The organism is Pseudomonas sp. MWU13-2105 (genome assembly GCF_023242315.1).
Taxonomy (GTDB): domain Bacteria; phylum Pseudomonadota; class Gammaproteobacteria; order Pseudomonadales; family Pseudomonadaceae; genus Aquipseudomonas.
In genome coordinates, this window is sequence record NZ_JALLIY010000006.1 from 322531 (window position 1) to 336052 (window position 13522).

12 protein-coding genes are annotated in these 13522 nt (G+C 61.8%); 8 read left to right on the top strand and 4 right to left on the bottom strand.

Features of this window, described 5'->3' with window-relative positions:
* The first annotated feature begins 33 nt into the window (after window positions 1–33).
* A complete protein-coding gene (locus tag M5B96_RS11215; RefSeq protein ID WP_248796771.1) occupies window positions 34–780 on the top strand; it encodes a 3-oxoacyl-ACP reductase family protein in 747 nt (248 codons plus the stop codon).
* Between the two features lie 126 nt (window positions 781–906).
* Here the strand turns inward: M5B96_RS11215 and M5B96_RS11220 are convergent, their stop codons facing one another.
* On the bottom strand, window positions 907–1797 hold the full coding sequence (locus M5B96_RS11220; RefSeq protein WP_248796772.1) for a LysR family transcriptional regulator: 891 nt from the start codon (window positions 1795–1797) through the stop codon (window positions 907–909).
* A 105-nt stretch (window positions 1798–1902) separates the two neighbouring features.
* On the opposite strand from M5B96_RS11220, the gene M5B96_RS11225 reads away from it, so the two are divergent.
* Complete coding sequence (locus M5B96_RS11225; protein ID WP_248796773.1) at window positions 1903–3105, top strand: MFS transporter; 1203 nt, start codon at window positions 1903–1905, stop codon at window positions 3103–3105.
* Between the two features lie 12 nt (window positions 3106–3117).
* On the opposite strand, the gene M5B96_RS11230 is transcribed toward M5B96_RS11225, so the two are convergent.
* Complete coding sequence (locus tag M5B96_RS11230) at window positions 3118–3819, bottom strand: HAD-IA family hydrolase (protein ID WP_248796774.1); 702 nt, start codon at window positions 3817–3819, stop codon at window positions 3118–3120.
* Window positions 3820–3975: 156 nt separating this feature from the next.
* Here M5B96_RS11230 and M5B96_RS11235 point away from each other — a divergent pair, with 156 nt between their 5' ends.
* Both M5B96_RS11235 and M5B96_RS11240 read left to right on the top strand, forming a co-directional pair.
* The gene (locus tag M5B96_RS11235) at window positions 3976–4275 is read left to right on the top strand and encodes a DUF6388 family protein (protein ID WP_248796775.1); all 300 of its coding nucleotides are present in this window, start codon (window positions 3976–3978) and stop codon (window positions 4273–4275) included.
* Between the two features lie 84 nt (window positions 4276–4359).
* Window positions 4360–4725, top strand: a complete 366-nt coding sequence (locus M5B96_RS11240) for a hypothetical protein (protein WP_248796776.1) — start codon at window positions 4360–4362, stop codon at window positions 4723–4725.
* A gap of 51 nt (window positions 4726–4776) precedes the next feature.
* On the opposite strand, the gene M5B96_RS11245 is transcribed toward M5B96_RS11240, so the two are convergent.
* Window positions 4777–5064: a DUF1652 domain-containing protein gene (locus M5B96_RS11245; RefSeq protein WP_248796777.1), complete on the bottom strand. Its 288-nt coding sequence runs from the start codon at window positions 5062–5064 to the stop codon at window positions 4777–4779.
* Between the two features lie 554 nt (window positions 5065–5618).
* Between M5B96_RS11245 and M5B96_RS11250 the strand changes: the two genes are divergently transcribed.
* Window positions 5619–6113: a DUF1543 domain-containing protein gene (locus tag M5B96_RS11250; RefSeq protein ID WP_248796778.1), complete on the top strand. Its 495-nt coding sequence runs from the start codon at window positions 5619–5621 to the stop codon at window positions 6111–6113.
* Window positions 6114–6130: 17 nt separating this feature from the next.
* Here the strand turns inward: M5B96_RS11250 and M5B96_RS11255 are convergent, their stop codons facing one another.
* The gene (locus tag M5B96_RS11255; RefSeq protein ID WP_248796779.1) at window positions 6131–7048 is read right to left on the bottom strand and encodes a LysR substrate-binding domain-containing protein; all 918 of its coding nucleotides are present in this window, start codon (window positions 7046–7048) and stop codon (window positions 6131–6133) included.
* A gap of 115 nt (window positions 7049–7163) precedes the next feature.
* Here M5B96_RS11255 and M5B96_RS11260 point away from each other — a divergent pair, with 115 nt between their 5' ends.
* From M5B96_RS11260 to M5B96_RS11270, 3 genes are all read left to right on the top strand, one after another.
* Entirely contained in the window at window positions 7164–7799 is a 636-nt protein-coding gene (locus tag M5B96_RS11260; protein WP_248796780.1) for a LysE family translocator, read from the top strand.
* 96 nt (window positions 7800–7895) lie between these two features.
* The gene (locus tag M5B96_RS11265) at window positions 7896–8855 is read left to right on the top strand and encodes an alpha/beta fold hydrolase (protein WP_248796781.1); all 960 of its coding nucleotides are present in this window, start codon (window positions 7896–7898) and stop codon (window positions 8853–8855) included.
* A 610-nt stretch (window positions 8856–9465) separates the two neighbouring features.
* Window positions 9466–13521: a response regulator gene (locus M5B96_RS11270; protein WP_248796782.1), complete on the top strand. Its 4056-nt coding sequence runs from the start codon at window positions 9466–9468 to the stop codon at window positions 13519–13521.
* Window position 13522: the final 1 nt, after the last annotated feature.

Below are 13522 nucleotides of genomic sequence, written 5' to 3' on the forward strand. Positions count from 1 at the left end.
TCCCATCCCCGGCCTTGAACTTTGGAGAACGACATGACTGAACAAAATCTCAACGGCAAAGTGGCCCTGGTCCAGGGCGGCTCGCGCGGCATCGGCGCGGCCATCGTCAAACGCCTGGCGGCCCAGGGCGCGGCCGTGGCCTTCACCTACGTCAGTTCCGAGGCCAAGGCCAAGGAGTTGCAGGACAGCGTGCTTGCCGGCGGCGGCAAGGCCCTGGCGATCAAGGCCGACAGCGCCGACGCCGAGGCCATCCGCCATGCGGTCAGCAACACCGTCGAAACCTTTGGCCGACTCGATATCCTGGTCAACAACGCCGGCGTGCTGGCCATGGCACCGCTTGACGAGTTCAAGCTGGAAGACTTCGACCGGACCCTGGCGGTGAATGTGCGCAGCGTCTTTATCGCCACCCAGGAAGCCGCCCGGCACATGGGCGAAGGCGGTCGGGTGATCAACATCGGCAGCACCAACGCCGAGCGCATGCCGTTCGCCGGGGGCGCCCCGTACGCCATGAGCAAATCCGCGCTGGTGGGCCTGACCAAGGGCCTGGCACGGGATCTCGGGCCACGGGGCATCACCGTCAACAACGTGCAACCCGGTCCGGTGGACACCGACATGAACCCGGCCGACAGCGATTTCGCCGGGAGCCTGATCAGCCTCATGGCCGGTGGCCGTTATGGCCGGGTCGAGGAAATCGCCAGCTTCGTCGCCTACCTGGCCGGGCCGGAAGCCGGCTACATCACCGGGGCCAGCCTGACCATCGATGGCGGGTTCAGCGCCTGAGGCGCGGTTGTCCGAACTGACGCCTTCGCGAGCACGCTCGGCTCCCACAGGACTGCGGTCGTGCACAGAACTCCGGTTCGATCCGCAAACCGTGGGAGCCGAGCTTGCTCGCGATAGCACTCTCCCTCACGACACGGCATCCCGCCCGGCCAACGCCTGCTCCAGCAACAGCAGAAATGCCGCGGCCGCAGGCGTCGGCGTATGCGACCACACCGCGTACAGGTGACGCGACGGCGCGTCGGACACCGGCAGCGTCACCACGCCCTCGAAGCCCTCGGCGATCTTCTTCGGCACCAAGCCCAACGCCAGCCCCCGACGCACGAACTCCCCCACCAGCATCACATTGCCCGCCTCGAACTGCACCCGATGGCGCAAGCCCGCCGCGGCGAAGGCCTCATCGGTCTGACGGCGCCCCGCCGTGCCGGCCTGGAAATCCACCAGCGGCTGGTTCTCCAGCTCCGCCAGCGGCAGACGCTCGAAACGGCTCAACGGATGCCCGGGCGGCAGCACCGCCACCAACTCTTCCTCCGCCAGCAAACGCTGCGCCAGGCCCTCGATCTTTTGTCCGGGCCACAGACCGATAAACGCCAGGTCCAGCCGCCGCTCATGCACATCGAGCATCAGCGTCTCGCTCTTGCTCATGTTCAGGTGAATATCCACCTGTGGATAAAGTCCGTGGAAACGCGCGAGCAAGCCCACCAGGTCGACTTCGGTCAGGGACGAGATCTTGCCGATGGACAGGCTGCCACGCACCTCCCCGGAAGCCGCCGCCACTTCGGCGACAATCCGTCGGGTCGCCTCCAGCGCCGGGCGTGCACTGCGCACAAAGGCCTCGCCGGCCGCGGTCAGGCGCACCTTGCGCGAACTGCGCTCGAACAGCGACGCGCCAAGATCCTCTTCCAGACGGGCGATCTGATGACTGAGGGCCGACTGCACCACATGGCAGCGCTCGGCCGCGCGGGTGAAGCTGCCCTCGTCCGCCACCGCCAGGGCATATTCAATCTGCTTGAGGTTCATCGCCGCTATCTCGTTTCAAGATGGATAGAATGAAAACAATGCATTGGCGTCATGCTAGGACATTCCAGATAATTCGTGCATCTAATTCCTACTCAGAGACAGTCAATGTCCGACACCAACGTTACACACAAACCTTTGAGTTCTGCCCTGATCCTGCTGATGTCGATCGCCACCGGCCTCGCGGTTGCCAGTAACTATTACGCCCAGCCGCTGCTACACACCATTGCCCAGCACCTCGGCCTGAGCACCGGCACCGCCGGCACCATCGTTATCACCGCGCAACTGAGCTACGGCGCCGGGTTGTTGTTGCTGGTGCCGCTGGGGGACCTGTTCGAACAACGCCGGCTGATTTTCATCATGACCCTGCTCAGCGCCCTCGGCCTGTTGATCAGCGCGTTCTCGCCGAGCCTGCCCTGGCTGCTGTTCGGCACCGCGCTGGCCGGCCTGTTCTCGGTGGTGGCCCAGGTACTGGTGCCGATGGCCGCCAGCCTGACCGCGCCGGAACAGCGCGGGCGGGTGGTCGGCACGCTGATGAGCGGCTTGCTGCTGGGCATTCTCCTGGCGCGCACGGCGGCGGGCCTGCTGTCTGACATTGGCGACTGGCGCAGCATCTACCTGCTGGCCGCCGGCCTGATGTTCATCTGTGCTTTTGCCTTGCTACGCGCCCTGCCGGAAAATCACCAGCATGCCGGGCTGAGCTACCCGGCCCTGCTCGGCTCGGTGTTCCGCCTGTTCGTCGAGGAGCCGGTGCTGCGGCTACGCGCGGTCATGGGCCTGTTGACCTTCTGCCTGTTCGCGTTGTTCTGGACGCCCCTGGCCTTCCTGCTGGCAAGCCCGCCCTATGGTTATTCGGATGGGGTCATCGGCCTGTTCGGCCTGGCTGGCGCCGTCGGGGCCATGGCGGCCAACCTGGGGGGACGCATGGCCGATCGCGGCAAGGGCGAACTCGCCACCACCCTCGGCCTGCTGGCGTTGCTGTTGTCATGGCTGCCGCTGGGCTTTGCCGGGCATTCGCTGGCGGCCTTGCTGATTGGCGTGCTGGTGCTGGACTTCGCCGTGCAACTGATTCACGTCAGCAACCAGAACGCCGTGTTCAAGATCCGGCCCCAGGCGCGCAATCGCCTGAATGCCGGCTATATCACCTGCTACTTCATCGGCGGCGCGCTGGGTTCGCTGCTTGGGGCACAGCTGTACGGGCCCCATGGCTGGAACGGCATCGTCACTGCCGGCGCTTTGATTTCCGCCCTGGCGCTGGGGATCTGGGTGGTGGTGCAGCGCCGCAGCGGACTGTCGGTGTCGGCCGCCTGAAAGACAACGCCGTCAAACAACGTCCCAGTCAATCGCCGGTAACCCTACCGGGGCCAGCGGGAAATGCTTGAGCGACTGCACAATCCGATCCGCATGGTGGTATTTCTCCGCCGCCATCGCCGGATCGGGCACCGCCACCGCATACATCCCCGCCGCCTTGGCCGCCGTCACGCCGAACGGCGAGTCCTCGAACACCAGGCAGTCCTCGGCGGCCACCCCCAGGCGCCTGGCCGCCAGCAGGAAAATATCCGGGGCCGGCTTGGCTTCGCCGACTTCCGGATCGTCGGCGGTGACAATGGTATCGAACAGCGCAAACCACTCCCGGTGCAAGGTGGTCTTCAACTCGAACGAGCCTCGCGAGGAACTGGTGCCCACCGCAATCGGAATCCCGTGGGCCGACAGATGCCGGACCAGCGCCTCGGCGCCAGACATGGAACCGGCCTTGGGAAAACGCTCGCGCATCAGCGGCTCGCGCACCGCCAGGAACTCCTGCGGGCTCAGCGGCAGTTCCATGGCCTCGACCACGTAGCGGGCCAGGTCGCCAGCGCCACGGCCGATGATGTTCTGCTTGTGATCCCAGCCGAAGGTCCGCCCATAACGACCGACGATCAACTGCGTCACTTCGGAGTAAATGCCCTCGGTGTCGAGCAGCAAACCGTCCATATCGAAAATCACCGCCTTTACCGGGCCCAGGGTAGAGAGTGCTGCGCTCATCGTATCCGCCGTATACAGGGTTGAAAGCCTGCTAGCGTCGCAGAGCCGGGCGATTCTTTCCATCCGCGAGTGAAGTCGCTAGCATGGCCGCAGTATTTTCCAGGCCCGCGGGCCCGCCGACGGCTTGCCGCCCGGCCATCCAACAGAGACGCCAGCATGATCGCCAAAGAATCCCGAAACGAGGCCGCCCTCGCCAAGTTCCTCGACGCCCACCCGCACCTGCGCGAAGAAACCCGCGACCTGAGCCCGAAGGAACAGCAGCAACAGTTCCAATGGGCCTTCGAGGACGAAGCCGAAAACCAGGGGCTCGAACCCTGGGAACTGACCCTGCAGTTGGTGGCCGAAACCCCTGAGGAGCTCAAGGCCATGCGTCTGGAAGTCCACCGCGAAGTGGCCGAGGCCCTGGGCATGGACTGGGAGGAGTACTGCTCGTTCAACGAAATCAGCGAAGACTGAGCCGCTCGTCGCGCCAACGGCACTTGGGCCGACGGTTGGGGACCAATACCAGGCAAGGACTCTTTATCGACAAGGAGACTCACCATGAATCCGTCCCCCATCGCCAAGCTGGCCCTGGCTGCGCTGCTGTCCTCTCTGTCCCTGACAAGCTTCGCCGCCCAGACCGGCACCGGGCCGACCGATCCGCTCGAGAGCCCGCAACCGCCACAGGCACCGGGCGGTATCAATCCAGGCAATAATCCGCTGATCAACAACGGCACCCTGCCACCCGGTACCGAGAGCGGCATCGACCCCCGGATCCAGGGCAATGACCCAGGGCGCCAAGGCGGCGTCAACACCGACGGCAACGGCCCCATCGGCAATCCCACTCGCAGCCCCCCAGGCGGCTCCGGCGGTACGGGTAGCGAAAACAAACTTCCGGGCCTGGGCAGCGACTCCCCACAGAAATGACCAGAGAGAAAGGGCGGTTCAAAACCTTGAGCCGGTCCTCCTGAGGAGCCCCTAGAGTTTGGCGGGCATTTGCCCCGCCAGTTGCCCCCCGCTGCCGCCAATGAAAAACGCCTGTTGATTGGCCACCAACTCAGTGCGCAATTCGCCCACCAGGTTGGAAATAGCCCTGGCGCTGATCAAGCTGAGCGTGGAAATCCCGGTCACCAGCAAGTCCACCCTTCCCGTTTCCGGGTCGAAGACCTTCACCGTCAGTGAGCTGCCATGGCTCACCGTGCATTGGCAACGAAGGGGTAAAAAGCCGAGTTCAATGATGTTGCGCAGTTCAAGAATGGAAATCACATCAATACGTCCCTATAGAGTGATGGAAAAGTAACCGCGCAAGGCAATCCGTACGTTCCTGTCCTTGTCGACGCCAGCAGCCTCGCGCTTCTGGCGCAGGCCTTCGATAGAGGCCCGGGCGACCATCGTAGCTATTTGACGCCACTTAGTCGCCACCACCAATCGCTTTTACTTGCGTACGCAATTGCTTACAGCGACGCCATTATCTCCAGCCTTCCGATGGCGCCCGGGTACTCGCTCAATTGCTCTTGTGATGAGTCATTTCCAGCTTCCTGGCCAGGTCCAGGTGCAGCTTGGGCTGGGCTTGCCTGGCAAAGGCTTTCAGTTCCGCGCAAGCAGATGACCGGTACAACCGGTATCCTGCCGCCTTGCGCCCACCTGACCCGGTCAATTCCCGGACAAAAAAAAGCCCGCGGGAGGGCGGGCAAGGGAAGCTTTTGAACGAGCGCAAGCACTATAGACATTGTTTGCCCAGCATTTCGTGAAACAATTTTCATGTTTGCCAGACATCAAAGACCCCGTCCGGGACCGCGGACAGACAGTAAGGAACAGGCATGCTTTGGGTCGTCCTGCTCGGCGGAAAACATCCGCGGGCGAAAATAGAAGTGCACGATGTGGTCTTTGCGCTGGCCGACAGCCTGGAAGCCACCTACCCGCAACTGCGCCAGGAGTGGTTCGGCAGCCCGGCTGGCCTGCACATCGATGCCTGGATGCAGGTCGATGGCGTCGATGGTTGGAAAGTCCAACTGAGCAACCTGGCGCCCGCCCCCGGCTCACCGCGCCTGTATTTCATCAACCTGGGCGGCTACGAAGCCCGGGCCTTCGGTGAAGCGCACCATTACCTGCTGCTGGTGGCCCGTGACAAGGCCGAGGCCAAGCATCTGGGCAAGCGCCGGATGCTGGCAGGCTGGGCCCAGGCGCATACCGATGCGCTGCTGGATATCGACGACTGCCTGCCCATCGATCAGGTCGGCGGACGTTATATCGAGCTGGTGGAAGGTCCGAATCGCGGCGTGGTACAGGGCAATGACTATATTGTCCTGCCCTGAACAGCGGTTGAGACCGATTAACGAAACTCAATGCCCGGGATATCCATTTCAGGCACGTCGCCCAGGAGAAAGTCGCGAAAGGCCAGGATGCGCTCCTTGCGCAGACTGCTTTTCAGCCAGACCAGGTAGTAGGCCTCTCCCGAACCGACGGCGGTCTTGAATGGCAGTCCAAGCAAACCGCCACGGACATCCTCGAGGATCAGGTACAGGTCACCGATCGAGACGCCATGCCCACGCATCGCCGCCGAGATCCCCTGGTCCAGGGTACTGAACAGCTTGCCGCGCTCCACCCTGGCCTGCCCTTCCCAGCCCATCCCCGCCAACCAGCGCCGCCAGTCGCGCCGGTCCGTCGATGAGTGAATCAATTCGTGCTGCTCCAGGGTGTCGAGACTCCACGGCCCCGCTCCCAGAAGCTGACTCGAGCAAATCGGAATCAGCCATTCATCGAAGAGCTTGCAGCACTCGACCTGGGCCCCAAAACGCCCGTCGCCCAGCAGAATCGCACAGTCGTAGGGTTCGGTGTGGAGGTCCACGGTGTCGATATCCATCCACACACTGGACAGTTGCACCGGCAAGTCGGGATTGACCTGCTTGAGATTTTCCAGTGACTGCAACAGCCAGCGCATGGTCAGGCTGGACGGCGCCTTCAGCCGTAGTTGCTCGGCATTCGCGCGAAAAGGCAGGCAGGCCTCCTCGATCACCTTGAACCCGGTTTTCAAGCCATGGGCCAAGCGCTGCCCGGCTTCGGTCAATTGCAGTTTCGGACCGTTGCGCTCGAACAGCTGACAGCCGAACAGCGCCTCCAGATTGCGAATATGCCGACTGATGGCGCTCTGGGTCAGCGACAGCTCCTCGGCGGCGCGGGTAAACGAACTGGAGCGAGCCGCCACCTCGAAGGCACGCAGGGCATAGAGCGGCGGGATACGTTCGGCCATGGTTGCGCCTCACTATGATTAATAATCATAGTGAGGCACAGATTTATCCATTTTTCAAACACGCGGCGCGCCCTCAGGCTTGGCGGACTCGATTCTCCCGTGCAGGCACCTCCCGATGAACCTCTCCTTGCTACTGCTGTACCTGCTCAGTATTTCCCTGCTGATCGTGACACCCGGCCCGGTGGTCGCGCTGCTGGTCAACACCAGCCTGGGCGCGGGCAGCGGCCGGGCATTGCGGACGATGCTCGGGACCAATGGGGCGTCGCTGGTGTTGGCGTTGCTCGCGGCGCTGATCCTCGGCGGCGGCCTTTCGCTCAACCTGCAACTGATCAATCTCGTCAGCCTGGCCGGCTGCCTGTTTATCGGTTATCTGGGGGTTAAAAGCCTCCAGGAAGCCCTCTCGGCACCTGTCGACGATAGTCTGCAAGCCATCAGGAACGAACGGCGCACCGGGTTCGTCAACGGATTCCTGGTGGGTATTTCCAACCCCAAGGAGATCATTTTTTTCGTCTCGTTCTTCCCCCAGTTCATCCAGGTCACGCCGTCCTTCGGCCATAGCGTGGCGTTGCTCGCGGTGCTCTGGGCGGTGATCGACCTGGCGGTCATGACCTTCTACATCCTCCTCGCCCGCCAGGCCTTCGCGGTCCGGCACCAGGCGAAGATCACCTTCGCTTCCGGCATCCTGTTGCTGCTGATGGCGATATTCGGGGTGCAGTACGCCGCCCGGGCAATACTCGCGAGCCTGAATTGAACCGCGTATTTTAGTCATAATTCGGTCAATCAATGATGATTAGCGGCGCGCCGCCGTTCTGCTAGGGTCTTTTACCTGGATCAGGGAGTGCGGCGAATGAGCGAATTCGAACAACGGGTCTTGTCGGTCAATGGGATCGAACTGAGCGTGCATATCTCGGGGCCGCTCGATGGCAGGCCGGTGTGGCTGCTCCACGGTTTCCCGGAGTGCTGGCATTCCTGGCGTAAACAGGTGCCGGCGCTGGTGCGGACGGGTTATCGGGTGTTTGTCCCGGAGATGCGCGGCTATGGGCGCAGCAGCGCTCCCGCCGATGTCGGCGCCTATGACCTGCTGACCCTCTGCGCCGATATCCAGGCGGCCATGGATACCTTCGGCCACCAGCAAGCCTGCATCGTCGGCCACGACTGGGGCGCGCCGGTGGCCTGGCACCTGGCGCTACTGGAGCCGCAGCGGGTCAAGGCGCTGGTCACCTTGTCGGTGCCCTTTGGCGGACGCCCCAAGCGCCCGGCGACCGAGCTGATGCGCGAGCACTATGCCGAGCGCTTCAACTACATCCTCTATTTCCAGGAACCGGGCGTGGCCGAACGCGAGCTGGACGCGGATATCGACCGGACCTTGCGAGCGTTCATGGGCGACACCGAGGTCTTCCTGCAAACCAAGGCGGCGGATGCGCGCTTGTTTGACGGTGTGGACGTGGCCGCGGAGCTGCCCGATTGGTGTGCGCCAGAGGATTACCAGATCTACCGGCAGACTTTTGCCGGCCAGGGCTTTCGCGGCGCACTGAACTGGTATCGCAATTTCGAACGCAGCTGGCGGCGCACGGAGTTCCTGGCCGCGGCGCAGGTCCGGCAACCGACGTTGTTCCTGATCGGCGATCGCGACCCGGTAGGTGTGCTGGAAGCACACACGATCAAGCGCATGCCGGGGCTGGTGCCGCAACTGGAACAACAAGTGATCGCGGATTGCGGGCACTGGATACAGAGCGAGAAAGCCGAGGCCGTGAATGCGGCGATGCTCGACTTTCTCGGGCGGGTTTATGCCGAGGGTGCCGGATAGAGGGAGATGCAACCACCATTGGCCACGCCGAAACACACGGCGAACAGCGCCGCGGCTTCGGCCAGGCGCATGCCGCCGCTCGCCACAGGATCTCCGGCGCTCGCGGCAGAGGCCGCGAGACCGTCCGGAAAAAGGCCCAGCTCCTGAGTAACAGATGAGGGCCGTCAGTGAAAACACCAATGCCACGGAAAAACGCCCTACCGCGAAGTTCGACTGGATCTGCGAAAAAAACGCCCCGAAGGAGTAGGCCCCGCCAAAGATCAGTGCCAGCAACACATGCGCCGCGAACACGACATACCATCCGGGAATACCTTGGTTTTCATCACAGCTGCTCTCGGATCCTGCTTGTGGTTGAGGGGGCAACATCCACTTCAGGTCCGGATGATTACCGCACACTCTTGTATATACATAGATATATAACCTTGTAGCCAACCGGTATCCGAGCGCATCAAAAAAGCGCAAAATATAAATACAAACCATTGAATTCAATATAAAAAATACGGAAAGGAAGACTCGCTCGAATTCTCCTGATCGCGCTGCACCGAATTCTTTTTCAACACGACGATACATTCAGTAACAGGCTGTCTAGGCTTTGCACAACGTCGTTCGAATGGGCAGCATTTCTTCCGAAGGACAAGTTGCCGCACCACCAGGTTTAATCCAGACTGCCTTATCAATGGCTGATCCAGCGCTCGGGAATGCAACCGTGACCCATCGATTCTCGCTCACATCTCGAATGACACTGTTCATTTTCATCATGTGCGCAGTGCTCGTCGGTTCCGATATCTGGCGCAGCTTCAACGCGCGCACGGTTCAACTGAACGAGATGACAACCGCCACCGCGAACCTTGCACGGGCGATGTCGCAACATGCCGACGACACGATCAAGGAAGCCGACCTGGTATTGAGCGGGGTTGTCGAGCGCGTCCAACACGACGGCACCGCGCCGCCAGTACTGGAGCGCCTGCACCAGCTCTTCAGCGCGCGACTCAGCGAGCTCGCGCAACTTGATGGCCTCTATTTGTTCGACCGCGATGGCGCGCTGCTTGTCAGTTCATTACCCGGGCCTTTGCGCAGCTATAACAACTCCGATCGTGAATATTTCATCTTTCATCAAACCCACCCTGATCGAGGCGTACGGGTATGGCCGCCGCTGCGTAGCCGCTCTACTGGAAAGTGGACCATTCCGGTGTCGCGGCGCATTGACAATCCAGACGGCAGCTTTGCCGGTGTCGCCGCCGCCACGATCGATGTCGATTTTTTCTCGCAGTTCTACAATCGCCTCGACATCGGCCAGCAAGGCGCCGTTGCCCTGGAGTTTGACTCCGGCGCCATGGCCGTCCGGCGGCCATTCGAAGAACGCCTCATCGGCGCCGACATGACCGGCACCCGGCTTTTCCATGAGCACAGCCTACAGCCGGCGGGTGGTACATTTTCCACGGCCTCGGCCCAGGACGGCGTGGTTCGTCTCAACAGCTTCCGCAGCCTGAATGACTATCCGCTGTTCGTCGCCGCGGCGCTCTCGAGGGACGAAAGCCTTGCCGCCTGGTGGTCGGATACGCTGTGGCATGCCGCGGGCGTGGGTCTGCTGGTCTGCGTACTGGTCATTTTCGGTCTGCGCCTGATTCGCCAGGTCAATCTGCAAAGCAGAACCGAAAAGGAGCTTGCCGAGAGCCTGGAAACCACCCGGGCGATCCTGGAGACAGCGGCCAACCCCATTATCACGGTCGATGGCACAGGCAAAGTGCGCTCGCTCAACCCGGCTGGCCAACGGGAGTTCGGCTATGAGGTGGAGGAAATACTCGGGCGCAATGTCAGGACGCTTGTCCCGGAGTCTCACCTCGCGGCGTACAACGACTACACCGCACAGTTCTCGCGGCTGGACTTCGGTGAAACCGGTAGCAGCGTGGAATTGGCGGGCTTGCGCAAGGATGGCTCGACCTTTCCACTCTATGCCTCCACCAGCGCGATGAAAGGCAGCGACGAACGCTGCTTCGTTTGCGTCATGACCGATATCACCGAACAGAAGAAACATCGTAGCGATCTGGCCGCGACCCGTGACCACCTCCTGCTGGCTGCCGATATCGCCGAGCTCGGCATCTGGTCGTGGAACCTTTGCGACGGTACGTTGCATTGGAATGATCGTATGTTCGAGATCTATGGCTACTCGCGGGCGTTGCTCGAACATGACCTGAATTTCGAGCACTGGCGCTCGCGGTTTCACCCGGATGACCGGGATATCGTCGTCGCCGCACTCAACGCGGTGATCGATGATCGCGAGCAGCGCCTGCCATCGTTCCGGATCGTACTGCCCGACGGACGAGTACGTCATCTGGAAACACGCGTGCGTGTCGAACGCGATGCCAAGGGTACACCGACGCTCATGACCGGGATCAATCATGACGTGACCGCCCAGCATGAGATGGAAGTGAGCCTGCGTCATGCCAAGGAGCAGGCCGACGCGGCGAGCGCGGCCAAATCCTCCTTCCTGGCGAACATGAGCCATGAAATCCGCACGCCGATGAACGCGGTGCTGGGGATGCTGCACCTGGTGCAGTTCACGCCCCTGAACTTGCGACAGCGGGACTATGTGAGCAAGGCCCAGACAGCCGCCCAGTCGTTGCTCGGCCTGCTCAATGACATTCTCGACTATTCAAAGATCGAGGCGGGCAAGCTGCAGCTGGATCCGCATCCATTCGACTTCGAACCCTTGATGCAGGACCTGGGAGTGGTATTGGCCGGCAACCAGGGCCAGAAGGATATCGAAGTGTTGTTCGATCTCGATCCGGCGCTCCCCAGCGGCCTGATCGGCGACAGCATGCGTTTGCAGCAGGTGTTGATCAATCTCGCCGGCAACGCCCTCAAATTCACCTTGAAAGGGCAGGTCATCGTCAGCCTTGAGCTCCTGCAGCGCACGGATTCGGCGGTCCATGTTCGAATTGCCGTAACGGACAGCGGCATCGGCATCAGCGCCGAACAGATGGAGCATATCTTTGAAGGCTTCAACCAGGCCGAAACCTCGACCTCACGTCGCTTCGGCGGTTCGGGTCTGGGCCTGGTCATCTGCAAGCGCCTGGTCAAGTTGATGGGCGGGGACCTGCAGGTGCACAGCCGTCCCGATGTAGGCAGCCGGTTCTGGTTCGATGTCTGGTTGAAGGTGGACAGCGGTACAACGAGCCGGAGCGTCCCCCTGCCCGCCAACCCGTCGATGCGCGTACTGGTGGTCGACGACAACCCGATTGCCGCCGAGTTGCTGATGCGCACGGTGGCCGCCCTGGGCTGGCAGGCCGACCTCGTCTCCTCGGGGGTTGACGCCGTGAGCAGGATCAGCGACGCCGTCCACGAGGGAGAGCGCTATGACGTGGTCCTGATGGATTGGCGCATGCCGGATCTGAATGGCATGAGCGCGGCCAAGTTGATTCGCGAGCTGAAAGGACGGGTCCCGCCTCCGGTGGTCGTCATGATCACCGCCTACGGGCGCGAAATACTCGCCGAGAGCCACGATCGAGGCGATGCACCTTTCGCCGGGTTCATTACCAAGCCCGTGACCCCCAGGCAGCTGACCGAGGTCATTTTCCGGGCGTTGCAGGGCATCAGCATGCCGCCCGAGACTCCGGCGTTCGAGCACAAGCCCTCGAAGCGCCTTGCCGGCCTCAGCTTCCTGGTGGTGGAAGACAACGCCTTGAACCGCCAGGTCATCGAGGAACTGCTGAAGTCGGAGGGGGCCTCGGTACAATTGGCCGAAGGCGGTTTTGAGGGGGTCAGTTGCGTGATAACCGGGAACAAGGTCTTCGATGCCGTTCTGATGGATGTGCAGATGCCTGACATCGATGGCTATGAAGCGACCCGGAGGATCCGAGCCAATCCGCGCTTCAGCACGCTGCCCATCATTGCGATTACCGCCAATGCCTCCGCCGCCGATCGGCAGGCCTGCTTGCAGGCGGGGATGAATGGGCATGTCGGCAAACCCATCGATATCGAGCACCTGGTTTCGGTGTTGCGCGCGCAACTCGATGGAAAGGAGCCTCCGGCCCCGGCCCCAATCGTCGATCATCCGGTCACGGAACAGGACAATCTCATTGAAGCGCGTGCTTCGATCATCGAGCGAATGGACGGAAACCTGAACTTGATACGCAGTGTCCTGAAGATCTTTGGTGCCGAGACGGAAAAGCAACTCGCGAACCTGGACGAGCAAATAGCACAGAACAGCCGAGCGGGCATTGCCGGTGTACTGCATGCCATCAAAGGCAGTGCCGGAACCATAGGCGCCCTTGCGCTTTCAAGAAAAGCCGGCCAGCTTGAGCAGACGCTGAACGCTGATGCCGCGTCGACAACCCTCGATCCTCTGGTGAATAAGTGCAGCGCCGAGTTGCGGCAATTGATGCAGGCCTGCCTGGAACAATTGACGATGGAGTTCGCCGAGCCGGCGGGTCCGACTGGACCGACTGCAGAGACGTTGCCTTTGACTGAATGGCGAGTGCATTTAAACGAAATATTAACGCTGCTGAATGCTTCGAACCTGCAAGCCATTGCGGCAGCTGAAGCACTCTTGAGTCAAACGCCAGCGGAACGACTGGCCAGATTCAATCCATTTATCAAACAAGTCAGGGCATTGGATTTCACCGCCGCGGCACTGAGTGCCTACGAAATGCTGGAGCAAGCCTGAC